The 25,424-nt window shown below is 69.5% G+C and carries 19 protein-coding genes; 9 read left to right on the top strand and 10 right to left on the bottom strand.

What is annotated here, in order from left to right:
* A complete protein-coding gene (locus tag ACT009_RS10145) occupies positions 1 to 1,215 on the bottom strand; it encodes a glycoside hydrolase family 27 protein (protein ID WP_445190969.1) in 1,215 nt (404 codons plus the stop codon).
* A 28-nt stretch (positions 1,216 to 1,243) separates the two neighbouring features.
* A complete protein-coding gene (locus ACT009_RS10140) occupies positions 1,244 to 2,485 on the bottom strand; it encodes an ROK family protein (protein ID WP_445190968.1) in 1,242 nt (413 codons plus the stop codon).
* Positions 2,486 to 2,701: 216 nt separating this feature from the next.
* On the opposite strand from ACT009_RS10140, the gene ACT009_RS10135 reads away from it, so the two are divergent.
* The gene (locus tag ACT009_RS10135) at positions 2,702 to 3,970 is read left to right on the top strand and encodes a sugar MFS transporter (protein WP_445190967.1); all 1,269 of its coding nucleotides are present in this window, start codon (positions 2,702 to 2,704) and stop codon (positions 3,968 to 3,970) included.
* 132 nt (positions 3,971 to 4,102) lie between these two features.
* On the opposite strand, the gene ACT009_RS10130 is transcribed toward ACT009_RS10135, so the two are convergent.
* The 4 genes from ACT009_RS10130 to ACT009_RS10115 are packed head-to-tail and all read right to left on the bottom strand — an operon-like array spanning position 4,103 to position 11,667.
* Positions 4,103 to 5,563, bottom strand: a complete 1,461-nt coding sequence (locus ACT009_RS10130; RefSeq protein ID WP_445190966.1) for a carboxylesterase/lipase family protein — start codon at positions 5,561 to 5,563, stop codon at positions 4,103 to 4,105.
* Positions 5,560 to 6,294, bottom strand: coding sequence for an SGNH/GDSL hydrolase family protein (locus ACT009_RS10125; protein ID WP_445190965.1), 735 nt, complete (start codon positions 6,292 to 6,294; stop codon positions 5,560 to 5,562). Before ACT009_RS10125 ends, ACT009_RS10130 begins: the two co-directional genes overlap by 4 nt.
* Before the next feature lie 22 nt (positions 6,295 to 6,316).
* Positions 6,317 to 8,266, bottom strand: coding sequence for a glycoside hydrolase family 97 protein (locus ACT009_RS10120; protein WP_445190964.1), 1,950 nt, complete (start codon positions 8,264 to 8,266; stop codon positions 6,317 to 6,319).
* Positions 8,263 to 11,667, bottom strand: coding sequence for a glycosyl hydrolase 2 galactose-binding domain-containing protein (locus ACT009_RS10115; protein WP_445190963.1), 3,405 nt, complete (start codon positions 11,665 to 11,667; stop codon positions 8,263 to 8,265). The genes ACT009_RS10120 and ACT009_RS10115 overlap by 4 nt, the downstream gene beginning before the upstream one ends.
* 215 nt (positions 11,668 to 11,882) lie before the next feature.
* On the opposite strand from ACT009_RS10115, the gene ACT009_RS10110 reads away from it, so the two are divergent.
* The gene (locus ACT009_RS10110; RefSeq protein WP_445194060.1) at positions 11,883 to 14,333 is read left to right on the top strand and encodes a glycoside hydrolase family 3 N-terminal domain-containing protein; all 2,451 of its coding nucleotides are present in this window, start codon (positions 11,883 to 11,885) and stop codon (positions 14,331 to 14,333) included.
* A gap of 175 nt (positions 14,334 to 14,508) precedes the next feature.
* On the opposite strand, the gene ACT009_RS10105 is transcribed toward ACT009_RS10110, so the two are convergent.
* Positions 14,509 to 15,438 (bottom strand): L-threonylcarbamoyladenylate synthase, encoded by a 930-nt coding sequence (locus ACT009_RS10105; RefSeq protein WP_445190962.1) that lies wholly within the window; start codon positions 15,436 to 15,438, stop codon positions 14,509 to 14,511.
* A gap of 40 nt (positions 15,439 to 15,478) precedes the next feature.
* Here ACT009_RS10105 and ACT009_RS10100 point away from each other — a divergent pair, with 40 nt between their 5' ends.
* Together ACT009_RS10100 and ACT009_RS10095 are read left to right on the top strand one after the other, a co-directional pair.
* Positions 15,479 to 17,194 (top strand): acyl-CoA dehydrogenase, encoded by a 1,716-nt coding sequence (locus tag ACT009_RS10100; protein ID WP_445190961.1) that lies wholly within the window; start codon positions 15,479 to 15,481, stop codon positions 17,192 to 17,194.
* A 5-nt stretch (positions 17,195 to 17,199) separates the two neighbouring features.
* Entirely contained in the window at positions 17,200 to 18,018 is an 819-nt protein-coding gene (locus ACT009_RS10095) for an arylamine N-acetyltransferase family protein (RefSeq protein ID WP_445190960.1), read from the top strand.
* Between the two features lie 57 nt (positions 18,019 to 18,075).
* On the opposite strand, the gene ACT009_RS10090 is transcribed toward ACT009_RS10095, so the two are convergent.
* Both ACT009_RS10090 and ACT009_RS10085 read right to left on the bottom strand, forming a co-directional pair.
* Positions 18,076 to 18,432 carry a GntR family transcriptional regulator gene (locus ACT009_RS10090; RefSeq protein WP_445190959.1) on the bottom strand — a complete coding sequence of 119 codons (357 nt, stop codon included), beginning with the start codon at positions 18,430 to 18,432 and terminating at the stop codon, positions 18,076 to 18,078.
* A 39-nt stretch (positions 18,433 to 18,471) separates the two neighbouring features.
* Positions 18,472 to 19,050 (bottom strand): nitroreductase family protein, encoded by a 579-nt coding sequence (locus ACT009_RS10085; RefSeq protein WP_445190958.1) that lies wholly within the window; start codon positions 19,048 to 19,050, stop codon positions 18,472 to 18,474.
* A 159-nt stretch (positions 19,051 to 19,209) separates the two neighbouring features.
* Here ACT009_RS10085 and ACT009_RS10080 point away from each other — a divergent pair, with 159 nt between their 5' ends.
* Positions 19,210 to 20,781, top strand: coding sequence for a peptide MFS transporter (locus tag ACT009_RS10080; RefSeq protein ID WP_445190957.1), 1,572 nt, complete (start codon positions 19,210 to 19,212; stop codon positions 20,779 to 20,781).
* Between the two features lie 122 nt (positions 20,782 to 20,903).
* Here the strand turns inward: ACT009_RS10080 and ACT009_RS10075 are convergent, their stop codons facing one another.
* Positions 20,904 to 22,199 carry a dicarboxylate/amino acid:cation symporter gene (locus ACT009_RS10075; protein WP_445190956.1) on the bottom strand — a complete coding sequence of 432 codons (1,296 nt, stop codon included), beginning with the start codon at positions 22,197 to 22,199 and terminating at the stop codon, positions 20,904 to 20,906.
* 72 nt (positions 22,200 to 22,271) lie between these two features.
* Between ACT009_RS10075 and glmM the strand changes: the two genes are divergently transcribed.
* The 4 genes from glmM to ACT009_RS10055 all read left to right on the top strand — a co-directional run bounded on the left by glmM (position 22,272) and on the right by ACT009_RS10055 (position 25,388).
* Entirely contained in the window at positions 22,272 to 23,612 is a 1,341-nt protein-coding gene (gene glmM, locus ACT009_RS10070; protein ID WP_445190955.1) for a phosphoglucosamine mutase, read from the top strand.
* Positions 23,612 to 23,836 (top strand): DUF1272 domain-containing protein, encoded by a 225-nt coding sequence (locus ACT009_RS10065; RefSeq protein WP_445190954.1) that lies wholly within the window; start codon positions 23,612 to 23,614, stop codon positions 23,834 to 23,836. The genes glmM and ACT009_RS10065 overlap by 1 nt, the downstream gene beginning before the upstream one ends.
* Positions 23,837 to 24,027: 191 nt before the next feature.
* Complete coding sequence (gene thiD, locus ACT009_RS10060) at positions 24,028 to 24,789, top strand: bifunctional hydroxymethylpyrimidine kinase/phosphomethylpyrimidine kinase (RefSeq protein WP_445190953.1); 762 nt, start codon at positions 24,028 to 24,030, stop codon at positions 24,787 to 24,789.
* On the top strand, positions 24,786 to 25,388 hold the full coding sequence (locus ACT009_RS10055; protein WP_445190952.1) for a ribonuclease HII: 603 nt from the start codon (positions 24,786 to 24,788) through the stop codon (positions 25,386 to 25,388). The genes thiD and ACT009_RS10055 overlap by 4 nt, the downstream gene beginning before the upstream one ends.
* Positions 25,389 to 25,424 lie beyond the last annotated feature (36 nt).

The raw sequence follows: 25,424 nt of genomic DNA, 5'->3' as shown, positions 1-25,424 counted from the left end.
TCAGGGCTGGATGCGGAACATCGCGACGCCGTGCGGCGCGACGGTGGCGACGGCCGAGCCGCGCTTGCGGCCGAGATCGCGGTGCGCCCACAGGTCGCGAACGCTGGCGCCGAGACGATCGGGAAGGCCGAGCTGGTCCCAGGTCGTGGTGATCGTCGCGGGTGCCTCGCCGCGGTTCAGCAGCAGCACCGCGCGGGCGCCGCCGGCCAGCGGCTTGACCCATATCTCGCGGTCACCGTCCTTCCAGACGCGGCGACCCTGGACGCCGAGCCGGTCCTGGTCGATCGCGATGACGTCGTGGTTCAACAGGATCGCGCGGGTCGCGTCGTCCATCGCGGCGATGTCGTTACCTGCGATCAACGGCGCCGCCATCATCGCCCAGAGCGAGAAATGGGTGCGGTATTCGGTGTCGGTGAGACCGCCATTGCCGACCTCGAGCATGTCGGGATCGTTCCAGTGGCCGGGGCCGGCATGCGGCCAGAGCGGTTCGTTCATGTCGGCGATGGACATCACGCCCCAGCTGTAATTGTACTTGCCGACCCATTTGTCGGTGATGTCGCCGGTCGTGCGCCAGAGGTTGCCGATCTTCTTGCCCCAGTCCCACGGCCGGTTGTTGCCCCATTCGCAGATCGACAGCACGACGTCGCGGCCGGTGGCGCGGAGCGCGTCGGCGATCAGCGCATAAGCCTCCTCGGCATTGCGGGTGCCGGTGTTGCACCAGTCGTATTTCAGATAGTCGACGCCCCAGCGGGCATAGGTGATCGCGTCCTGATATTCATGGCCCTGGCTGCCGGGCCGGCCACCGCAGGTCTTGCGTCCGGCGTCCGAATAGATGCCGAACTTCAGCCCGCGCGAATGGACATAGTCGGCGAGCGCCTTCATCCCGCTGGGGAAGCGTGCGGGATCGGCGCCGATGAAGCCGTCCTTGTCGCGTTGGCCATGCCAGCAATCGTCGACCACGACATAGGTGTAGCCGGCGTCCTTCATGCCGGTCGACACCATCCCGTCGGCGACCGCGCGGACGGTCTTCTCGTCGATCTTGCAGTTGAACTTGTTCCAGCTGTTCCAGCCCATCGGCGGGGTCTGGGCAAGGCCGTTGGCGGTGCGGGTCGGGTCCTTCGACGGCGCCAGCGTGTTCTGGTCGATCGCCTCCTGCGCGGTCGCCGGTGCGCAGAGCAGCAGGGCCGCCGCGATCGCGAAAAATCTCATGATCATGCTCGGGTCCTCGAAATGTCGCGGCGGGTCAGCGGCCGGCCTGGATCAGGATCGCGTCGGAGGGGAGGACGTGATCCAGGAAGGGGAGGATCGCGGCGCCGATCGCGGGGGCGTCCTCCGCCATGACCGCGGGCAGGATCTTGGCGCGCGACGGCAGCTTGATGTCCTTCAGCGCGGCGGTGAGCCCGACGGACAGGCGCTGGATCAGCGGCATCGGCAGCCGCCCGCCGATCAGGATCGCGTCGGGATTGATCAGGCAGTTGATCGCGACCAGCGGCGCGGTCAGCGCGCGGGCGCAGTCGTGCAGCCACGCATCGATCACCGCCTGCTCGCCGTCCACGCCGTCGACGAGCTGGTCGATGCCGCAGTCGGGAAAGCCCGCAGCGTCGAGCCGGCCGCGCAGCGCCGACAGCGACACCGTGTCCTGCACCACCGCGCCGGGCACGCCCGCGCCGGCATCGGGCATCAGCCCGATCTCGCCGCTGCGATGCGTCGCGCCGCGATGATAGGTGCGATCGAACACCGGCCCGCCGCCGAGCCCGACGCTGATCAACAGGTAGAAGAAGCTCGGATGTTCGAACACCGTGCCGCACTGCGCCTCGCCGAGCGCTGCGGCAGCGGCGTCGTTGTCGACATGTACCGGCCAGGGCACGCTATCCTCCAGCAGCGCGCCGACATCGGTGTCGTGCCAGATGTCGTAGGCGGCGGGGCGGCCGGGCTGGGCGATCGTGCTGATCTCGTCGGGGATCGCGACGCCGAGGCCGAGCACGCGCTCGCGGTCTACCCCGCCCTCGCGAACCGCATTGTCGAGCTCGTCGTCGACGAAGCCGATGACGTCGGCGGGCAGCGCGAACGCGATTTCGCGCGTGATCCGGCTGCGGACCTCGCCCGCGAGATCGAGCGTCACCAGGGTCAGATGATCGCGGTCGATCGTCAGCCCGATCGCGAAGGCGCCGTCGGGATCGATCACCAGCCGCATCGCGGGCTGCCCGCGCCCGCCGACCCGGCGCCCCGCGGACTTGATCAGTCCCATGTCGGCGAGGCGGCCGGTAATGTTGGCGATGGTCGGCGCGGTGAGGCCGGTCTGCTGCGCGAGATCGACCCGCGTGGTCTCGCCGCCGAGCCGGATCGCCTGGAGCACGGTGCGCAGGTTGTAATCGCCCGCGCGTTCGAGATTGGTGCCCGACAGGCTGAGCGACAGCCGCGACGATCGCTTGCGCAGCGCCACCGACCCCAGTTCATTCGTCCGCCTCGTGCCCGTCACCGGCATCGTCATCCCCTCTTGCCCGCAGGCGATGGCCGCCCCCGGCCGTACCGTATCGATCGAGCACCGCGTCTGCCGCCCGGCCACTCGCAATTCGTCAGGCGACACGATGTGCGATCGGGCGCAGGAACACAATAAATTATCTAAATTGACTTTTCTTATGTCTGCGCCACTGTCGACTGTCAGATACGGACGTAGATCCGATAACGGGGATGAGGGATGATGAGCAACGAACCCGCGGGAAGCAAGACAGCATTCGGTTACGTTACCATGCTGTTCTTCATCTGGGGAGCGGTGACGTCGATCAACGACGTGCTCGTCCCCGCGGTGCGGTCGATCTTCGCGCTGTCGGTGACCGAGGCGCTGCTGACGCAATTCGCCTTCTTCCTCGCCTATGGAATCGTCTCGCTGCCGGCTGCGGCGTTGGCGGTGCGGCTGGGGTCGTCGCGGTCGATCACGGTCGCGCTGGCGACGATGGTGATCGGGTGCCTGCTGATCCCGGTGGCGACGCAGATCCGCGGCTATTGGCTGGTGCTCGTCGCGCTGTTCGTGATCGCATCGGGAATCACCTTGTTGCAGGTCGCGGCCAATCCGCTGTCGGCGGTGCTCGGCCCGCGCGAGAAGTCGCATTTCCGGCTGACGCTGAGCCAGGCGTTCAACTCGCTCGGCACGCTGATCGCGCCGCCGATCGCCGCGACCGCGCTGCTGACCGGCGGGCTGTTCGCGGGCGGGGTCGTCACGCCCGAGAAGATCGACGAATCGCTGGGCCGGATCAACACTGCCTATTTCGCGATCGCCGCGATCATCGTCGCACTCGCGGTGTTCCTGTACCGTCAGCGTGGCACCATCGACCGCGCCGCGCAGGCGGGGGTGGCGCCGGCCGGGTCGGTGCTCGATGCGCTGCGCTCGCGCTGGGCGCTGCTGGGCGCGGCGGCGATCTTCCTGTATGTCGGTGCCGAGGTCTCGATCGGATCGGTGCTGGTCAACTTCCTCGAGCAACCCTCGATCGCGGGCGTCAGCGCGGAGCGCGGCGGGCATCTGCTCGCCTTCTACTGGGGCGGCGCGATGGTCGGGCGTTTCCTCGGCAGCGCGCTGCTGACCCGGGTCGCGGCGGGGCGGCTGCTGGCGACCGCGGCGGGCGTGGCGGCGCTGCTCTGTCTCGCGGTGACGCAGGTGACCGGCACCACCGCGGCGGGCGCGGCGCTGTCGATCGGGTTGTTCAATTCGGTGATGTTCCCGATCATCTTCACGCTGACGTTGGAGCGGTCGACCGCCTCGCAATCCGCGACCGCAGGGCTCCTGTGCGTGGCGATCGTCGGGGGCGCGTTCGTGCCGCTGTTGTTCGGGCTGGTGTCGAAGAGCCTGGGGCTGGGCGGCGCGTTCGTGGTGCCGGCGCTGTGCTATGCGGCGATCGTGGGATTCGCGATTGCAGCCGGGCGGGTGCGGGTGGCGGCGACGCGCGAGGATCAGGCGTACGCGTCGGCGCATTGAGGGAATGTCCTCCCCTTGCAGGCAAGGTGGCAGGGCGCAGCCCTGACGGAGGGGTGATCTCCTCTCGGTAGCGTGTCACCCCTCCGTCTGGCTGGCGCCAGCCACCTCCCCTTACAGGGGAGGATCATGGTGTTACGGCGTGTCGCGCAACTCGCAGATCTCGCCGCGCAGGTCTCGCGCGGGCACCGCGCCCTGAGCGGTGAAGGACAGGTAGGCGCGGGTGGTCGGATCGTAGCGCGGCCATGTCGCGAGCGCGTCGCCGTTCGGATCGCCGGTGCGGACGAAGTTTACCCAATAGCGTTGCAGCGGCGGTGCGCCGGGCGCGGGGGCGTCGAAGACGTAGCGGAGCTCGCTGCTGTGCGCGACCGTCGCGCCATAATCGAACTGATATTGCCAGACCTTGCCGGCCTGTGTGGCCGCCAGTTTCGAAAGCGCCACGGCGGGACAGCGGAAGGTGAGGTCGGTGGCGAGCTGGACGGTCGCGTCGCCGAGCCTCGCGTCGTCAACGGGTGACTGGCCCTTGCCCAGGCCGTAGACGGCGAGGGCACGATCGGGCGCGCGCGGGAATTCACGGCGTATCGTCGCCGCTGCGGCCGGGCTGCCGCCGTGGAGGGTCAGCTCGCGCGCGTTGACGCCGACGATGAGCGGGACGGGGGCGCGGCGGCCGGTAGCGAGCATGCGAGCGGGGGTGTCGGGGAGGATCCGGCCGTCGACCACCGCCTGCAACCAGATGAAGCTGTCGTCGTCGAGATCGGGAACGTCGACCGCCTCCTGCGCGGCGATCAACGCGGCGGCGGGCAGCGCGCGGAGCTGGGCGGCGGTGGCGCCGGGGCGGGCGCCCGCCTTTGCCGCGATCATCTCGCCGAGGCGTTCGTTCTGCCGGAGGGTGCGCGGGGCGACGCCGAAGCCGGCGGTGCCGCTCTCCTGGATCGCCTGCGCGAACAGCCCGCGCGATCCCGGCAACAATTGCTGGAGCGCGACGTCCTGCGCGCCGGCGGACTGACCGGCGATCGTGACCTTCGCGGGATCGCCGCCGAAGCGCGCGATGTTGCGCCGGATCCATTCGAGTGCGAGCCGCTGATCGAGCAACGCGTAATTGCCCGAGCTGCCCTTGTTCTCGGCACTCAGCGCGGGGTGCGACATGAAGCCGAGCGCGCCGAGACGGTACTGGATGCTGACCAGGACGATGCCGCCGTCGGTGATCCGCGATTCGACGGTGCCGCCGGCGGCGCCGCCGCGATTGCCGCCGCCATGGATCCAGACCAGCACGGGCAGCTTCGCGCCCTTGCCTAGCGAGGGCGTGCGGATGTCGAGGAATAGGCAGTCTTCGGCGCTGTTCTCGGCGGCCTTGCGGTTCCAGTCGCCATAGACCGGCTGCGGGCACGCCTTGTGCTCGGCGATCGCGTCGATCGGGGTGCGCCACGGCGCCGGGCGTTCGGGCGCGCGCCAGCGCAACGGACCGACCGGGGGCTTGGCGTAGGGGATGCCGCGGAACACCGCGCCGTCCGCCGCCGCTGCCTCGCCGCGCACCGGGCCGTCGTCGGTCGCGACCACCGGACCGGCGGCGAGCAGCGCGAGTGCGGCGGCGATCATGGCTTGGCAGTAGGCGCGGGGCCGGCGAGCGCCTTGCGGATCGCTTCGTTCGCGACCGGCGCCATCGCCGCATAGCCGGCCTTGGTGGGGTGGACGCCGTCCTTCGTATAGTCGGCGCGCATCGCGTCGCCGTCGTGGAGCGCGGTCCAGTAATCCGCGTAGACCGCGCCGGTGCGGGCGGCGTAGCTCTTCATCCAGCTGTTGATCGCGGCGATCTTGGGTGCGGTGACGAGGCCGGGACGCCACGGGAAATGGTCGGCGGGCGGGATCGAGGCGAGGATCACGCGGATGCCGTGCAGCCGCGCCAGTTCGGCCATCGACATGATGTTGGCCTGGGTCTGCTCGATCGTCATCGGACCGGTGTTGCTGGCGATGTCGTTTGTGCCGGCCATGATCTGGACCACGGCGGGGCGCAGCGCGATAACGTCCTGGCGGAAGCGGACGAGCATCTGCGGCGTGGTCTGCCCGCCGATACCGCGGCCGACCCGGTCGCCCGCGAAGAATTCGGGCACCATGTCGTACCAGCCCTGGGTGATCGAATCGCCGATCAGGACGACGCGCTGGCGGGTCGGCGCGGGCAGCGCGGCGTTGGCGTCGGCATACCGCCCCATCCAGGCCCAATCGTCGTGCAAGCGGGTCTCCGCGGCCTTCGCCTGCGCGTCCTGCGCCTGCACCTTCACCGCCGACGCCAGGGTCAGGCCGATCGCGATCGCGGTCAAAGCGTATTTCATCGGTAGCTCCTTCGGAAGGGAATCAACGCGCCGGTGACAGGATTGCGGCGGCGCCACCGGTTTCGGCGAGTTGCAGCGTCAGCGCCTCGTCGCCGCGAACCTCGCGATCGGACGTCACCACCGCATCTACGGTGGCGCCGTCCTGCCACGTCCTGGCGGTAAACCTGCCCTTGCCGAGAAAGCCGAGCGGCAGCGTGACGCTGCGCGCAGTCTCGTTGGTCATCGCGCCGACATACCAGGTCCGGCCCTTGCGCCGCGCGACCGCAACGAACTCACCGATCGATCCGGCGAGGAAGCGGGTCTCGTTCCAGCTGGTCGGGACCGCGGCGATGAAATCGACCCCGGTCTGGCCGCGATACGCGTCGGGCGAATCGGCAACGGACATCAGCGGACTGTCATAGACGACGTACATCGCCAGCCCGTGGCCGCGGGTGGTCTGGACCTCGGGGCCGATCGGGCGCGGCGCGAAATCGGCGGGGGCGCGGTTGCGGAAGCCGCCGGGGGTGTAGTCCATCGGACCCGCCAGCATCCGGGTGTACGCCAGGGTGACGTTGTGGCGCGCGGTGATGCGCCTGGTCCACTTGTTGTACTCGGCGCCGAGCACACCCTCCTGGGTGATGAAGTTGGGCCAGGTGCGGATCATGCCCCAGGGATGCGTCGCGCCGTGCAGGTCGAGCAGCAGCTTGTTGCGCGCGGTGGCGGCGGCGAGGCGGTGGTAGAAGCCGATCATGTCCTGATCGTCGCGATCCATGAAATCGACCTTGATGCCCTTGACGCCCCATTTGGCGTAGAGCGGCAGCAGGCGATCCATGTCGCGGTCGAGCAGCTTCCAGTGCACCCACAGGATCAGCCCGATCCGGCGCTGGCCGGCATAGTCGACGAGCGCGGGCATGTTCACCTCGGCGATCGGCTGCGCGGCATCGGCACCGGGCTTCAGATAGCCGCCGTCGCCGCTGTTCACATACCAGCCGTCGTCGACCATCATGTAGGGCAGCTTCTGTTCCGCGGCGAAATCGATGAAGCCGCGGATCGTCGCGTCGTTGGTGCCCGCCTTCGGCACGCCGGCGAGGATCGGGCCCGACCACCAGTCCCAGGCGGTCTTGCCGGGCTTCACCCAGGAGAAATCGCCGCGCGCGGGCGGATTGAGGCTGGTGACCAGCGTGTTCTCGATCAGCGCACCGGGCGTGGTGCCGATCATCACCACCCGCCACGGCGTCTCGACCGCGGCGGCGACGTCGCGGCGGACCGCGATCGCGGGATCGTCGGGGCGGCGGGTCAGCTTGGCCGCGACGCCGAGGCGGCCGGTCTCGGTGCCGGTGAGATAGGCGGCCGGATAGTCGTCGACATCGGCCTCGGTGATCGCGAAGGCGGGACCGGTGTCGCCCTGGCAGGCGAGCGGCAGTTCGTAGAGGTTGTGCGGGCGGATCGCGGATGCCGCGACCGGGTCGTATTCGCCCTCGTGGCTGGTGCCGAAGGTGCCGAGATTGAGGCCGTGGCAGGCGTAATCGGCGGGGAAGGCGAATTGGGTGAGTTCGTTGGCGATGCGCAACTGCCCGATATTGGGCTGGCGTGGGATGCGGTAGCGGAGCGCGATGCCGTCGTCGTAGGCGCGGACCACCAGATCGAGCTTGCGCGCCAGCCCGTCCGCTTCGGCGAAATGGATCACCATCTCGCGGTAGCGATCGGTCACCTGCGCGACCTTGCCGGCGGGAAGCGTGTAGCGATCCTCGCCCGCGCGCCGATCGACCCGGCCGGCGACGAGCCCGTTCGACAGCTTGGCGTAGCGTTCGAATTCCAGCCCGAGCGTCGACGGATCAAGCAGCGGCTTGCCCGCGACGGTGACCGCATAGGTCGGCTGGCTCTGGTCGTTGCGCGCGACCGTCACCTCGATCCGGCCGTCGGGCGAGGCGACGGTCTGCGCGCCAGCGGCGGTCGCGAGCAGCGACGCGCCGAAGATCGCCAGCCGCATCATTGCACGGTCACCGACGCCGCGGCGACGTTCCAGCCGCGCAGGGTGATGCGCGGGTTCACCGCCTTCGCGCTCGGATAGCGGATCGTCACCGTGCGCATGTCACCGGGCAGCAGCGACACGTAGTTGTCGGAGAAATAGGCGGGCAGGACCTGGCTCCCATCGGCGTTCATGACGGTCATCTTGGCGGCGAGCGCGGCGACGGTGCCGGGATTGCGCAAGGTGAGGCGCACCTCGGTCTCGTCGCCGGCCTGGGTGCGTGCGGCGTCGGTCTGCAGCGTTACCGGCGCGAGCGCGTTCAGCGCCCGATAAGCGGCATCGTCGCGGCCCTGCCAATAGAGGTTGGTCGACAGCAACGTGCCGTCGCGCGCGGTCGCGGTGAGCTTGACCAGCGCCATGCCGCCGTCGGTGATCCGCGGCAGATCGAGCGCGAAGGCGTCGTTCTCGGCCTGCGCCTTGGCGGTGACGGTCGCGGTGCGTTCGGCGAGGACGCGGTTGTCGAGCGAGACCGCCTTGGCGGCGACGGTGATGCCGGTCAGCGCGGCGACGCCGTTGTTGACCAGGATCACCTTGCCGTCGGGCAGGTTCATCTGGACGTGGACCGGTTCCGACGCTTTCTTGACCCCGTAGAAGGAGCTGTGGGTGTCGTAGTCGGACGAGAAGATCTGCCAGGCCGAGGACGGCCAGGCGGGCTGCGTCATCCACAGCATGCGGCCGCTGTTCTGCGTCCACAGCCCGGCGTTCATGCCTTCGAAGATCGCGCGGTACGATTCATACTGCATCATCTGCGCCTTGCGTTCGAAATCCTCAAGGCTGGTGCCGGGACCGAAGCGGCGGGCGAGGGCGTCCATGTAGGTCTTCACCGCGCCGTTCCCGGTCTGGTGCCAGTCGTGATAGGCCCATGCGTCGCCGATCGGCCAGCGATCGGGTTCGGGGATCGCCCGCTTCCACGCCTCCAGCGTCGGCAGCGAGGGCGTGCCGGATTCGACCGAGAAGCCCTTGGCGTGTTCGGTGAAATATTCCGCGGGCTCGCGCCAGTTATAGGGGCCGGAATTCTGCAGGTTCACGCGGTTGGACGAGCCCATGTAGATGCGGGTGCCGTCGTAGCGCGCGATCGCGTCCTGTAGCCCTTCGTTGACGATCGGCTGCGGCACGCCTTCGTTGCGGCCGAACCACACCACGATCGAGGGATGGTTGCGGTAGCGTTTGATGGTGTCGACCGCGTTGGCGAGGAACAGTTGCGGGTCCTGCGCCTCGATGTTGTAGTCCTGCGTCGATTCCCAGAAATCGTTGAGGATCATCAGCCCGTATTCGTCGGCGAGTTCGTAGAAGCTTTCCTCGGTGTTCTGGCCGACCCAGTTGCGGATGATGTTGAGGTGCGCGTCCTTGTGCAGCCGGAAGAAGGGTTCGAGGCGCGACCGTTCGGTGCGCTTCATGAAATCGTCCATGCCGATGTTGCCGCCGCGCGCCGCGATGCGGACGCCGTTGACGCGGATGACGAGGTAGGGGCTGAGGCCGGGTGCGTCGCTCACCGGGGTGACCGCAGGCGATTTCTCAGCGCCCGGATAGAGCGACGCCGCCCAGCCGTTGGTGACCTTGCGGATGCCGGTGTGCGATCCGTCGACAATGCGCTGTCCAAGCTGACGTGCGCGCGACAGATCGATGCCGACGCGTTCCAGATCGCCCTGCTGGTCCATCAGCGAGATGTCGTAGGTGACCTGGCGCATCCCGAAGCGCAGCGTGCGGGCGTCGCTGGCGGTGCCGTCCACGGTGGTGGTGATGGTCAGCGCGTGGAGCGCCTGGTCGCCGTAACCGTTGGGCCACCACAGCTTGGGGTTGCGGACCGCGAGCTGGCGGAACTCCGACGGCTTCATGACGACGTCGCGGGTCTCGCCGGGGCCGAGCGTCACCTGCTTGTCGACGACGACATCGTCGAACGCGGCCCGGACCGAGGCGGTGACCGGGGATGCGGACAGGTTGGTGACCGGCACGCCGATCTCGACCTCGGCGACGCTGTTGTCGCGGCGTGGCAGGGTCGTGACCACCTGCGGATCGCCGAGCTGGGCAACGCCCGTGGTGGTGAGGGTGACGCCCTGCCACAGCCCGGTGTTGCGGTCGCGGATCGTCGGGATCCAGTCCCACCCCTCGGCGGCGCCGAAGGTCGGGCCGTCGAGCATCATCATGCCGCCATTCTCGCCGACCCCCGCGGTCATCGATTCCTCGTGGGCGATGCCGGGATGGGGCGGCGGCGAGACACGGACCGCGACCGCGTTGCGGCCGGGGACGAGCTTGCCGGTGACGTCGAAGCGACCGCGGATGAACGCGCCCTTCATGGTGCCGAGCACCGCGCCGTTCAGCCACACCTCCGCGGCATAATTGGCGCCGTCCAGCGTCAGCCACTGGCGGCGCGAGGCGGCCTCCGCCGGCGCGTCGAATTCGGTGCGATACCAGTAATCCTGGCGCGCGAGGCTTTCGGGAATGACGGTGTTGTTGAGGCCATAGGCGGGGTCGGGGTAGACGCCGCGATCGACCAGGGTGGTGAGCACGGTGCCGGGCACCGTCGCCGCATACCAGCGCCGCGCGTCGAAGCCGGCGCGGCTGATCGAGGCGCCGGGGGCGGTGACCTTGGGTGCCTCGGCGAGGCGCCAGCCGCGGACTTCCCAGCTGGCCGGACCGGTGCTGACCAGTGCGGGACCGGTCGGTTCGGGCTTGGCGACGGGGGCGGGGATGGGCGCCTTGGAGCGGGGCAGGGTCCACGCGTCCTGCGGGGCGGTCTGCCCGTACATCTGGCGGACCTGCACCGGCCAGTCTGGGCTGCCGGTCTGGTATACCAGGTCGGTGCGGGGCGGCGTCGCGGCGGTGCGGCGCAGCGCGGCGGCGTCGAGCGCGCTGCCGTCGAAGCGGAAACCGGCGATGCGCCCGGCGAAGGCGGGGCCGCCGCGCGGGGCGAGCAGCGCAGTCGGGGCGACGGGGGCGGCGGCGAGCGCGCGCTGCGCGACCTGGCGACCGTCGACGAACAGGCGCGCGACACCGCCGGCGTAGCTCGCGGCGAGGTGGCGCCAGCGGCCCGGCTGCAGCTTGGTGCCGCCGGTCAGGACCCCGGCTTCGGTGACCAGCGCGGGGCGGCCATCGACCAGCGCGAGGAAGCGGCGGGCGCCCGCGGGATCGCCGAGGCCACCGATCGGCACCGTGCCGGCTACGATCGTGCGCGGCTCGATCCAGCTTGCCAGCGTCCAAGCGGCGGGGGCGATCGGCGCGGCGTCGTCGCCGGCCATCCGCCGGGTGATGCCGTCGCCGCCGGCGGGGAAGGTGACGTTGAACGGCCCATAGGATTGCGCGGCAAGCGGCATCGCCGCCGTCGAAATCGCCGACGCCAACGCCGAAATCCAAACCCGCTTGTTCATCACGCTCTCCTGCCACCCGGGGTCTTGCCTGCCCTGCGGTGCCGCCGATCATGCACGGAGAACGACAAAAACAAAATTGAAATATGAATTATCGACCCATAGGCTAAGGATCGATCCGCAGCGGCAACAAGGTTGCGATCGAACCACGACCGCGGGAGAGATACGTGAATTCCACCAAGCACCGGACGCTCGGCGTCGCCCTGATCAGCGCGCTCATGCTCGGCGGATCGCCGCTGGTCGCGCAGGGCGCCGCACCTGCCGCAGCGCCGGCGATGTCCGCGGTCGCCAATCCCGCCAACTGGCCGAAGCTGACCCCGCGGCTGCGTCGCGACCCCAAGGTCGAGCAGCGGATCGACGCGCTGATGGCCAAGATGTCGATCGACGACAAGGTCGGCCAGCTGCTGCAGGTCGACATCGCCAGCATCAAGCCCAAGGATCTCGAGACGTACAAGCTCGGCTCGATCCTCAACGGCGGCAATTCGGCGCCCAACAACGACGAACGCGCGCCGGCATCGGAATGGCTGAAGCTCGCCGACGCCTTCTACGACGCGTCGATGATCAAGCGCGCCGACGGGCGCCCCGCGATCCCGGTGATCTGGGGGACCGATGCGGTGCACGGCGCCAACAACATCGTCGGCGGCACGCTCTTCCCGCACAATATCGGCCTCGGCGCGATGCGCGATCCGGCGCTGGTCCGCCGGATCGGCCAGGCGACCGCGGCCGAGACCGCGGCGACCGGGATCGACTGGAGCTTCGCGCCGACGCTGGCGGTGGTGCAGGACGATCGCTGGGGCCGCACCTACGAGAGCTATTCCGAGGAGCCCGCGGTCGTCGCCTCCTATGCGGGCGAGATGGTCGAGGGCATCCAGGGCGCGGTCGGCAAGGACTTCATGGGCCGTGGCCATGTGATCGCGTCGGTGAAGCATTTCGTCGGCGACGGCGGCACCGGCGGGCGCGACCAGGGCGACGCGCGGGTCAACGAGGCGGTGCTGCGCGACATCCACGCCGCAGGCTATCCACCCGCGATCGAGGCCGGGGCGCTGACCGTGATGATCAGCTTCTCGAGCTGGAACGGCGTCAAGATGACCGGCAACAAGAGCATGATCACCGACGTGCTGAAGGGGCGGATGGGCTTCGACGGGATCGTCGTCAGCGATTGGAACGCGCACGGCCAGGTGCCGGGCTGCACCAACGAGGATTGCGCGCCCGCGATCAACGCCGGGCTCGACATGTTCATGTATTCGGGGCCGGGCTGGAAGCAGCTCTACAACAACACGCTGGCGGAGGCGAAGTCGGGGGTGATCCCGGCGGCGCGGCTCGACGATGCGGTGCGGCGGATCCTGCGGGTGAAGCTGCTCGCGGGGACGTTCGAGGCGGGGCGGCCGTCGTCGCGGCCGCTCGCGGGCAAGTTCGACCTGCTGGGCGCTCCCGAACACCGCGCGATCGCGCGCGAGGCGGTGGCGCGGTCGCTGGTGCTGCTGAAGAACAACGGCAGCGTGCTGCCGATCAAGGCGAGCGCATCGATCATGGTCGCGGGCAAGGCGGCGGACAGCATCGGGCAGGCCGCGGGCGGCTGGTCGATCACCTGGCAGGGCACCGACGTCACCAACAAGGATTTCCCCAACGGCCAGTCGATCTGGTCGGGGATCGACGAGGCGGTGCGCGCCGGCGGCGGCAAGGCGACGCTGTCGCCCGACGGCAGCTTCGCCGCCAAGCCCGACGCCGCGATCGTAGTGTTCGGCGAGACGCCCTATGCGGAATTCACCGGCGACCGCGCGACGCTGGAATACAGCCCCGAGGACAAGTCCGACCTTGCGCTGCTGAAGAAGCTGAAGGCGGCGGGGGTGCCGGTGGTCGCGGTGTTCCTGTCGGGGCGGCCGATGTGGGTCAACCCGGAGATCAACGCCGCGGACGCGTTCGTCGCGGCGTTCCTGCCGGGCACCGAGGGCGGCGGTGTCGCCGACGTGCTGATCGCGCGCAAGGGCGGCAAGCCGGTCCGCGACTTCACCGGCAAGCTGAGCTTCAGCTGGCCGAAGCGGATCGACCAGAACGTCCTCAACCGGCGCGACGCCAATTACGACCCGCTGTTCCCGTTCGGCTACGGCCTCAGCTACGCCGCGGCGGCGACGGTGCCGGCGCTGGACGAGACCCGGCCCAAGGTGACGGCGGGCGACCAGAACGCGCTGTTCGTGCGCGGTCGGGTCGCGGCCGGCGCGCGGCTGGATGCGAGCGGCGCGGTGGTCCAGACCCGCACCGATCGCACCGCGCAGGAGGACAGCCTGCGGCTGACCTGGAGCGGCAAGAGCGAGGGCCGCGTCTCGATCGAGCAGGCCAACCCGATCGATCTCAGCCGCGAGACCAACGGGCAGCTGAGCCTGCTGATCGAATACCGTACCGCAGCGAAGCTCGCCGGGCCGCTGACGCTCGGCGTAGCAAGCGGCGAAAAGATCGCGACGGTGCCGATGACTGGCGCGTTCAACGTCGCCGGTGCGGGCAGCTGGGGACAGGCGGCGGTGCCGCTGCGCTGCTTCGCCGACGGCGGTGCGGACATGGCCAAGGTGACGCGGCCGTTCGTGCTGAGCGGCGCCGGCGCGGCGACGATCGACATCTCGTCGGTGCGGATCGGGAGCGCCCCTCCCGGGCCGGTGAGCTGCGGGGTGAAGTGAGATTGGGGGGAGGGCTGTTGCGGTCGTTTATTCCTCCCCCGCCAGGGGGAGGTGTCGGCCGCAGGCCGACGGAGGGGGAGGTAACGACGGACTGCGTTTGCGGCACCGCCCCCTCCACCACTCTCTTCGCGAGCGGTCCCCCTCCCCCGCTGAAGCGAAGGAGGAATGTGCGCGTCTAGTGCGCGGCGCGCTTCAGGCGGTCGTTGATAGCGGTGCCGATGCCGGTGTCGGGGATCGGTGCGACCGCGATCGACCCGCGCGGCGACGCGTCGGCGCGGTGGAGGGCGGCGAATAGGTTGGCGGCGGCTTCGATCGGGTCGCCGGTCGCCGACAGCGTGTCATCGCCGCCAATGGCGCCAAAGCCGATCAGCCATTCGTCCGGACGGGCATCGATCGCGTCCAAGCGGAGCGGTTTGGCGGGTGCGTAATGGCTTGCGAGCTGGCCGGGCGCGGTGATCGCGCCGTCGCCGTGCGACGCACGGACGCCGGGAATGAACTGGGCGAGCAAATCAGCGGTGATCGGGCCGGGGCGCAGGATCGTCCGGCCGGCCACGATCGTCGATTCCAATCCCCGCTGGGTCGCGCCGTCGTCGACGATGATCGGCACCGCGGCGCCGAGGCTGGCGGCGACGTGTTCGGCGCAGGTCGGGCTGATCCCGCCGCTGGCGTTGGCGGAGGGCGCGGCGAGCGGCTTGCCGGTCGCGGCGAGCAGCGCCTGCATGGCGCGATGCGCCGGCACCCGGATCGCGACGGTTGAGAGCCCGGCGACGACCAGCGCCGCGATCGGGGCGCCGGGGCTGAGCGGCAGCACCAGGGTGAGCGCGCCGGGCCAGAACGCCGCGGCGAGCGCGCGGGCATCATCGTCAAATAGCGCGATCGATTCGGCCGCGGCGAGATCGGCGACGTGGACGATCAGCGGGTTGAAGCTCGGCCGGCCCTTGGCGGCGTAGATCCGCGCCACCGCCTGCGCGTCCGTGGCGTCGGCGGCGAGGCCGTAGACCGTCTCGGTCGCGATTCCGACGATCCCGCCGCGCGCGATCTCCGCGGCGGCGGCGGCGATCGCCACGGTGCCGTAGGGTAAAATGCGCGGGTTTGGAGCAGCCATCGACGGGCGCTATAGCGCGCTCGAATCCAGGAGAGAAACGATGGCCTTCACCCCCGCGGTCGCCGAGCAGCGCTTCGTGCTCGATCATGTGGTGCGGATCGACGAGCTGGCGCAGAGCGACCGCTTCGCCGCGGCCAGCGACGATGTCGTCGACGCGGTGCTGGAAGGCGTCGGCGCGCTGGCGGCGGGAGAATGGGCACCGCTCAACCGGGTCGGCGACATGGTCGGCGCGCAATGGACCCCGGAGGGCGTGAAGATGCCCGAGGGGTTCGCCGCGGCGTATCGCGACTATGTCGAGGGCGGCTGGGGGACGATCGGGGTGCCCGAGGCATTCGGCGGGCAGGGGCTGCCGTTCGCGATCCAGACCGCGGTGCTCGACACGCTGGGATCGGCGAACATGGGCTTCGCGCTGTGCCCGACACTGACGGTCGGTGCGATCGAGGCGCTGGCGCATCACGGCTCGCCCGAGCAGCAGGCGCTGTACCTGCCGCACCTCGCGACCGGGGCGTGGACCGGCACGATGAACCTCACCGAACCGCAGGCCGGATCCGACGTCGGCGCGCTGCGCAGCCAGGCGATCCCGCGCGGCGACGGGACGTGGTCGGTCAAGGGCACCAAGATCTACATTTCGTTCGGCGATCACGACCTGGCCGAGAACATCGTCCATCTGGTGCTGGCGCGGACCCCCGGGGCGCCTGCGGGGACGCGCGGCATCTCGCTGTTCCTGGTGCCGAAGTTCCGGCTCGACGCCGACGGCCGGCCGGGTGCCGCCAACGACGTCCATGTCGTATCGATCGAACACAAGATGGGGCTGCATGCCTCGCCGACCTGCGTGCTGAGCTTCGGCGACAACGACGATTGCATCGGCGAGCTGATCGGCCCCGAACATGGCGGGATGCGTGCGATGTTCACGATGATGAACAACGCGCGGCTGAACGTCGGCCTGCAGGGCGTCCAGATCGCCGAGGGCGCGACCCAGAAGGCGGTCGATTATGCGCTGGAGCGGGTGCAGTCGGCGCGGGCCGGCGGGGCGAGCCGCGATCCGGTGCGGATCGTCGATCATCCCGACGTGCGACGGATGCTGATGCGAATGCGCGCGCAGACCCAGGCGGCGCGCGCCCTGGTCTATTACGCCGCGGGGCAGGTCGATCGCACGACGCTGGGCGATGCCGCAGCCAAGGACCGGCTGGAGATGGTGACGCCGCTCGCCAAGGCGCACGGTACCGATCTCGGCAACGAGGTCGCTAGCCTCGGCATCCAGATCCATGGCGGCATGGGCTATGTCGAGGAAACCGGCGCGGCGCAGTATTTCCGCGATGCGCGGATCACCCCGATCTACGAGGGCACCAACGGCATCCAGGCGGCCGATCTGGTCGGGCGCAAGCTGGGGCTGGCGAACGGCGGCGCCTTCGCGGCGCTGATCGCGGACATGCGCGCCGAGGTCCGGCATCCGGAACTCGCGGCGCTGGTCGATGCGTGCGATGCGATCGGGCGGCAGCTGGCGAGCGCGGATGCCGACGATCGGCTGGCGGCGAGCTATCCGTTCCTGACGATGCTGTCGGTCGCGACCTGCGGCTGGCTGATGGAGCGGCAGGGCCGCGCGGCGACGGGCGACGCGGCGTTCGCGGCGGGCAAGCGCGCGACGGTGGCGTTCTACCTCGACCAGGTGGTGCCCGAGGCGATGGGATTGAGGGCGGCGGCGACCGCGAGCGCGGCGGCGCTCTATGCGATCCCCGCCGAGGCGTTCGCGGCCTGACGCCGGTGTTCGATCTCGACGCCTATCTCCACCGCATCGGCATGCCGGCGCGCCCGACGCTGGACGATGCCGGACTGGCACGGCTGCAACGCGCGCACCGGCTGGCGATCCCGTTCGAGAATCTCGACGTGGTCCTCGGGCGCGGGATCGCGATCGACAGCGACGCGGTGTTCGCGAAGCTCGTAACCGCGCGGCGCGGGGGCTATTGCTTCGAACAGAACCGGCTGTTCCTCGATGCGCTGGCGGCGATCGGCTTCGTCGCGCGGCCGCTGCTGGCGCGGGTTTGGCTCGGCGGGACGGCGGTGCCGCCGCTGACCCATACGCTCAGTCTCGTCACGATCGCCGGGCAGGAATGGATCGCGGACCCCGGGTTCGGCGGCAGCTATGCGCCGCCGATGCCGCTGGTCGACGGCGCGGAGGCGAGCGCGCCCGACGGCGCGACGTTCCGGCTGGCAGTCGATCCCACGCATGGCTGGATGCTGCTGCGCGACGGCGACGGCACCACCACCGACGGGCGCGGGACCGGCGCGGGGTACATGCCGCAGTACAGCTTCACGACCGCCGAGGTGTTCGAGGCCGATCTGGCGATGGGCAATCACTGGACCTCGGCCTGGCCCGAGAGCCGATTCCGCATGCTGCGGATCGCCAGCATCGTCCTGCCGCACGGCTTCGCGAGCCTGATGGACCGCGAGTACAAGCGCAAGGCAGGCGACGCGGAGACCGGCGGTCCGATCGACGATCCGCGGGTGTACCGGATGCGGCTGAGCCTGATGTTCGGGATCGACCTGTCGGTCGAGGAAATCGCGGCGTTGGGGTTGTTCTGAGCAGTCGCGCGCGATCATCCGCGTGGTAGGCGGCGGATCCGACCGGCTGGCGGACCCTTAGACCCGCTCCCGATCCAGCAGGTCGGCGGCGTCGAGGCCGAGCAGGTCGATGTGGCTGCGGATGCGTGGCCAGTGGCTCGTCATGAAGCTGTCGCGTTCGGCGATGCGCAGCCGTTCCACCGCACCCGGCAGGACGAACATGCCGACGCCACGTCGGACCTCGACATAGCCGTCGTCCTGGAAGCTCTGATACGCCTTGGCCACGGTCAGCGGATTGGCGCCGTGTTCGGCAGCGAAGGCGCGGACCGAGGGAAGCTGGTCGCCGGCCTGATAGTCGCCGCGCAGGATCCCCGCGGCGATGGTGCCGCGCAGCCGTATATAGACCGGGCTGTCCTCGTTGCTTAGCGCTGTCATGCTGGGATAATACAGCAAATGACCTGCGCGTCGAGTCCTTCACGCGGTCCAGTGCGAGACGATGCGGCTCATGTCGGGGCGCGGGCGTTCGTCGAGGGGGCGTGACGGCGTGCCGATGAAGATGAAGCCGACGATCCGTTCGGGATCGCTGCCGAAGGCGTCGCGCACCGCGTCGGAATAGGTCGGCCAGCCGGTCAGCCAGCCGCCTGCGAAGCCGGAAGCATGCGCGGCGTGGAGGAGGTTCATGCACGCCGCGCCCGCCGACATCTGCTGCTCCCAGAGCGGAATGTGGCTGTCGGTGCGCGGCGAGAACAGCGCGACGACGAGGGTCGGTGCCTGGTGCGCGAACTGATCGAGCGAGGCGATCTCGGTAGCGGCGGCCTGCGGGCGATCGCGGCGATAGGCGTCGGTGATCAGCGCCGACAGCCGCGCGCGCTGGTCGTCGCCGACCACCACGAAGCGCCACGGTGCCAGCTTGCCGTGATCGGGTACCCGCGCCGCGATCGCCAGCATCGTCTCCAGTTGCGCCGCGTCGGGGCCGGGCGCGACCAGATCGCGCGGCTTGCCGGAGCGGCGGGTCGCGAGCAGCGACAGCGGGGTGGTGGGATCGTTGAGCATGCGTCGCGCCATAGCCCGCGCCGGCGCGTGTTTACACCCGGCGCTTTGCCGCTAGTCTCAACCGCGACGACGAGCCCGCGCGACGCGGGATGGGACGAGCCCGCGCGACGCGGGATGAGACGACCCCGCGCAACGCGGGATGGGGAGCTGTTCGACGACATGGCGAGTGCGTATCCGACCGGCGGCGGCGTTCCCGCCCATGCCAAGACGTTCCTGGGGCACCCGCGCGGGCTGTTCATGCTGTTCTTCGCCGAGATGTGGGAGCGTTTTTCCTATTACGGGATGCGCGCCATCCTGGTGTTCTATCTCACCAAGCATTTTCTGTTCGGCGAACAGCCCGCCTATGCGGTGTACGGCGCCTACACGACGCTGATCTACATCACCCCGATCATCGGCGGCTATCTGTCCGACCGGTATCTCGGCGCGCGCAAATCGGTGCTCGCGGGGGGCATCTTCATCACGCTCGGCCATCTGATGATCGCGCTGGTCGAAGGGCCGAAGGGCGTGCAGGGCACCGCGCTGGAAGGCTTCTACCTGGGGCTGGCGCTGATCATCGTCGGCACCGGGTTCCTGAAGGCCAACATATCGGTGCTGGTCGGCAAGCTCTACCCGCGCGACGACCTGCGGCGCGACGGCGCGTTCTCGATCTTCTACATGGGGATCAACACCGGCGCGTTCATCGGCCCGATTATCGTCGGCATCCTGGGCGAGACGGTCGGCTGGTCCTACGGCTTCGGCGCCGCGGGGATTGGCATGGCGCTGGGGCTGATCGTCTTCGTGCTGTTCCGGCGCGAGCTGCACGGGGTCGGCGAGCCGCCGGTCGCGGGGCAGGCGAAAGAGGTCCCGATCTATCTCGGCGCGGTCGCCGCGGTGCTGGTGTCGTGGTGGCTGGTGCGTAGCCAGGGCGTGGTCGGCACGCTGCTGGTGGTGTCGTCGGTCGTCACGATCGGCTTCATCCTGTGGACCGCGGTGTTCAAGCTGCCGCGCGAGGACCGCGACCGGATCTTCGCCGCGTTGTTCCTGGTGGCGCTGTCGCCGGTATTCTGGGCGCTGTTCGAACAGACCGGGTCGTCGCTGAACGTCTATACCGACCAGGCGGTCGACCGGACCTTCCTTGGCTGGACGATCCCGGCGTCGGTGTTCCAGTCGATCAACCCATTCTTCATCATCGTGCTGGCGCCGGTGTTCGGGGCATTGTGGGTGAAGCTGGCGCGGGTCGGCCGCGAACCGAGCGCACCGTTCAAGTTCGGGATAGGGCTGATCCTGGTCGGCGCGGGGTTCTTCGCGCTGATCCTGGGCGCGCCGGCGGAGGGGCTGACGCCGGCCATCTTCGTGGCGCTGCTGTACATCTTCCATTCGGCCGGGGAGCTGTGCTTCTCGCCGGTCGGGCTGTCGTCGATGACGCGGCTGTCGGTCGCGCAGATGACCGGGCTGATGATGGGCACCTGGTTCCTGGCGACCGCGGGAGGCAATTTCCTGGCCGGGCTGATCGCGCAGGCAACCGGCGGAGAGGGTGCGGGGACCGCGCAGGTGCTCGACGTCTATGGGCGGATCGGCTGGGTCTCGATGGGGCTCGGCGTCGGCGTGCTCGTGCTGGCGCCGTTCGTCAGCAAGCTGATGCACCTCGATACGCTGGCCGAGCCGGTCGACCACGCGCTGGCCGGGCAGGACGCGGCGGCGGAACCGGGCGCGGCCGGGCTGGATACGCGCGGCGAGCAGGTGCCTCGGTAATCTCAATCCTCCCCGGTACGGGGAGGGGGACCGCCGCGCAGCGGTGGTGGAGGGGGCTCGCCGCAAGCGATGCCCTCACTTGGACCCGTCACTGATGTGCCGCTTGGGGAAGTCCCCCTCCGTCACGCCTGCGGCGCGCCACCTCCCCGTGCCGGGGAGGAATTGCCCTCCACATCCATGCCGTCGTCCCACGCGTCCTTGTTGCGGCGGGAGACGGTGGCGGTGGCGGCCAGGTCCATCATGACGTTGCCGACGGTGCGGAAGATGTCGGGGATCGTCTCGACCGCGATCAGCAAGCCCAGCGGGGCGAGCGGTACGCCGAGCACGCCGGCGATCGGCGCGATCGCGCTAACGAAGGTGATCTGGCTCGGCAGGCTGGCCGAGCCGAGCGACGTCAGCGCCGCGACCACGACCGCCGCGACGAGCAGCCCCGGCGTCAGCGGGATGCCGAGCCACGCCGCGATGTAGATCGACACCGCGAGGTTCATCGCCGGCTGGGTGCCGCGGAAGATCGCGACCGCGAGCGGCAGCACCACCCCCGATGTCGCGACCGGGATGCCGAGCCCGCGCGCGACCTTCAGCATCGCCGGCAGCGTCGCCAGCGAGGATTGCGTGCTGATCGCGACCGCCTGCGCCGGAAACGAGGCGCGCAGGAAGCGCAACGGGCCGACCCCGCCGCCGATGCTCGCAAGCACGAACGAGCCGAAATACACGACCACGCCGATCGCGGAGACCGCGAGGATATAGTGGAGCAGCGCGCCGAACGCGGCGACCCCGGCGCGGCCGCCGACCACGAAGGCGAGCGCGAAGACGCCGATCGGCGCCAGCACCAGCACCCAGCCGACCACCACCAGCATCACGTCGCGCACCGCGACGAAGAAGCCGGTCAGCCGATCCCGGCCGTCTGGTTCGATCCTGAGGATGGCGAAGGCGAACACCAGCGTGAAGATGATGATGGACAGGAAAGCATTCGCCCCCGCCGCGGCGATGATGTTGGTCGGCACCACCGCGGCGAGCAGGTCCGCGATCGGCGGGGTCGGCGCGACCGGCCCGGCATCGGTCAGCGCCGCGCGCAGCGATGCCGCGGCATCGGTGGGCAGCGGGAAGGTGCGCACGATCAGCGGGCTGAGGATCGCGGACATCGTCGCGGTGCAGAACAGCACGCCGACGAACAGCAGGATCGCGCGACCCGCCAGTCGCCCGGCGCGCGCGGCCTCCGCGGTCGCGGCGACGCCGGTGATCAGCAGCGACACCACCAGTGGCACGATCGTCATCTGCAGCCCGTTGAGCCAGGCGGTGCCGATCGGTTGCGCGATCGGGATCAGCGCCTCCGCGGCGGTCGGGCTGACGGTCGCGAGCAGGATGCCGCCGACCAGCCCGACGATCAGGGCGAGAAGTATTCTGGTAGGTTGCGACATGCTCGCCCTTTGTCGAACGCGGCGCTACGAGGCGACGCAGATTGCTCCCTTAATCCGGACCGGACAGCGACGATGGCAAGAAAATATTTCGGCACAGACGGAATCCGCGGCGCGACCAATGCGGGCGCGATGACCGCGGCGATGGCGATGAAGGTCGGCATGGCCGCGGGTGCCTATTTCCAGCGCGGCGACCACAAGCACCGCGTGCTGATCGGCAAGGACACGCGGCTGTCGGGCTATATGCTCGAATCGGCGCTGGTCGCGGGGTTCACCAGCGTCGGCATGGACGTGGTGATGGTCGGCCCGCTGCCGACCCCGGCGGTGGCGATGCTGACCCAGTCGATGCGCGCCGACATCGGGGTGATGATCTCCGCCAGCCACAATCCGTTCGCGGACAACGGCATCAAGCTGTTCGGTCCCGACGGCTATAAATTGTCGGACGAGGCGGAGCAGAGCATCGAGCAGCTGATCGACAGCGACGTGCCGCTGATTGCGTCGGCGCAGATCGGCCGCGCCCGCCGCATCGACGACGCGCAGGGCCGCTACATCCATTTCGCCAAGGCGACGTTCCCCGAAAACCTGCGGCTGGACGGGCTGCGCGTGGTGATCGATTGCGCCAACGGTGCGGCGTACAAGGTCGCGCCGATGGCGTTGTGGGAGCTGGGCGCCGACGTCGTCGCGATCGGCGTCACCCCCGACGGCGTCAACATCAACGACGGCGTCGGATCGACCGCGCCGCAGGCGCTCTCGGAAACGGTGGTGGCGTCGGGCGCCGATCTCGGCATCGCGCTGGACGGCGATGCCGACCGGCTGATCGTGGTCGACGAACGCGGCAAGGTGGTCGACGGCGACCAGCTGATGGCGACGATCGCCGCGGGCTGGGCGCGTGCCGGACGGCTGGCGGGCGGCGGGCTGGTCGCGACGGTGATGTCCAATCTGGGGCTCGAACGCCATTTGAAGGCGCAGGGACTGGGCCTGGTCCGCACCGCGGTGGGCGATCGCTACGTGCTCGAGAAGATGCGGTCGTCGGGCTACAATGTCGGCGGCGAGCAATCGGGGCACATCATCCTGGCGGATTACGGCACCACCGGCGACGGACTGGTCGCAGCGCTACAGGTGCTGGCCGAGCTGAAGCGGTCGGGCGCGCCGGCGAGCGAGGTGCTGCACCGCTTCGAACCGCTGCCGCAGTTGCTGAAGAACGTCCGCTTCGCAGGCGGCAAGCCGCTGGAGGCCGAATCGGTGAAGGCGGTGATCGCGACCGCCGAGGCCGAACTCGTCGGCACCGGACGGCTCGTCATCCGCCCGTCGGGAACCGAGCCGGTGATCCGGGTGATGGCGGAGGGCGACGACGCCGGCCAGGTCGAGCGCGTGGTCGACCGGATCTGCGACGCGGTGCGGCAGGCAGCAGCCTGATGCTGGAGATGCGGCCCGACTGCGAGCGCTGCGGCATCGATCTGCCCGCGGACGAGGGCGGCGCGTTCATCTGCTCGTTCGAATGCACGTTCTGCGCCGATTGCGCGGAGGCGCTCGACGATCGCTGCCCGACCTGCCGTGGCGAACTGCTCGATCGCCCGGCGCGGGTCGATCGGGCTCTGACGGACCATCCCGCCTCGACGGTGCGCCGCCATCGGGCTTGAAGAAGGATCGTTCGCGCAGAGACGCGGAGGACGCAGAGGGGATGATCGAGCGGTAGCTCGTCCTTCTCGAACGATGATCCTCGAGGCGGACGCGGAATGGCCGTCGCACGCCAGCCAGATTTCCTCTGCGTTCTCCGCGGCTCCGCGCGAACCACCTTCTTTTCTCTTCATGAAGATGGCATCGCGCTGCGATGATTGGAACGATCCCCCGCGTGCTCATCATCGCCGGGTCTGATTCGGGCGGTGGCGCGGGGATCCAGGCGGACATCAAGACGGTGACGATGCTCGGCGGCCACGCGACCACCGCGATCACCGCGATCACCGCGCAGAACACGATGGGGGTGCAGGCGGTGCACGGCGTGCCGGTCGACATGGTGCTAGCGCAGATCGAATCGGTGCTGGGCGATATCGGCGCGGACGCGGTGAAGATCGGGATGATCGGGTCGGCGGATACCGCGCAGGCGGTCGCTGACCGGCTGGCGGGCCTGGACGTGCCGATCGTGTTCGATCCGGTGATGATCGCGACCAGCGGATCGGTGCTGGCTGACGCGGCGACGATCGCTGCGTTCGCGCGACTGATGGCGCTCGCGACGGTGGTGACTCCGAACCTGCCCGAACTCGCCGCACTCGGCGGGCGGGAGGCGGTGCTGGGATTCGGTTGTCACCTGGCGGAAAAGGGCGGTCATGCCGAGGGCGAGACCGTGGTCGATCGGCTGTGGTCGGGCGCGGGCGTGGTGCGCGAGACTCGGGGCGAGCGGATCCACACCGGCAGCACCCACGGCACCGGCTGCACCTTCGCCACCGCGCTCGCGACCGGGCTCGGCCAGGGGCTGGCGATCGGCGACGCGTTCGAACGCGCGGTCGCGTTCGTGCGGCAGGCGTTGATCGCCGCCCCCGATCTGGGGCAAGGACATGGCCCGATGGGACAGCAATTCGTGACCGGCTTTCGATGACCAGACCGCATCTTCGCCACGAGAAACTCTGCCTCGCGCCGGTCGCGGGCGTCGACGAAGCCGGGCGCGGGCCGCTCGCCGGGCCGGTCGTCGCCGCGGCGGTGATCCTGCCCGCCAGGGGCGTGCCGCGGGGAATCGACGATTCGAAGAAGCTCAGCGCCGGCGAACGCGAGCGGCTGTGCGGACGGCTGTACGGATGCGCGATCGTCGGGGTGGGGATCGTCGAGGCGGACGAGATCGATTCGCTCAACATATACTGGGCGACGATGAAGGCGATGACGCTCGCGGTCGGCGCACTGACCGAACAGCCCGCGCACGTGCTGGTCGACGGCAACCGCCTGCCGCGCTGGTCGCACGCCGCCACCGCGCTGGTCGGCGGCGATGCCAAGAGCCTGTCGATCGCGGCGGCGTCGATCGTCGCCAAGCATACCCGCGACACGATCATGCTCGCGCATGCCGAGGCCCATCCACATTATGGCTGGCATTCGAACAAGGGCTATGGCTGCCCCGCGCATCTGCGGGCGCTGCGCGAACACGGCCCCTCGCCGCTGCATCGGCGCAGCTTCGCCCCGGTCGCGCAGGCATATCTCGCCCGGTGAGTCTTTCGCGCCACACCGCTAGGGGTTGAGTGGCGC

The organism is Sphingomonas sp. Tas61C01, from assembly GCF_052567495.1.
This window is presented reverse-complemented; position numbering and strand designations above follow the sequence as displayed.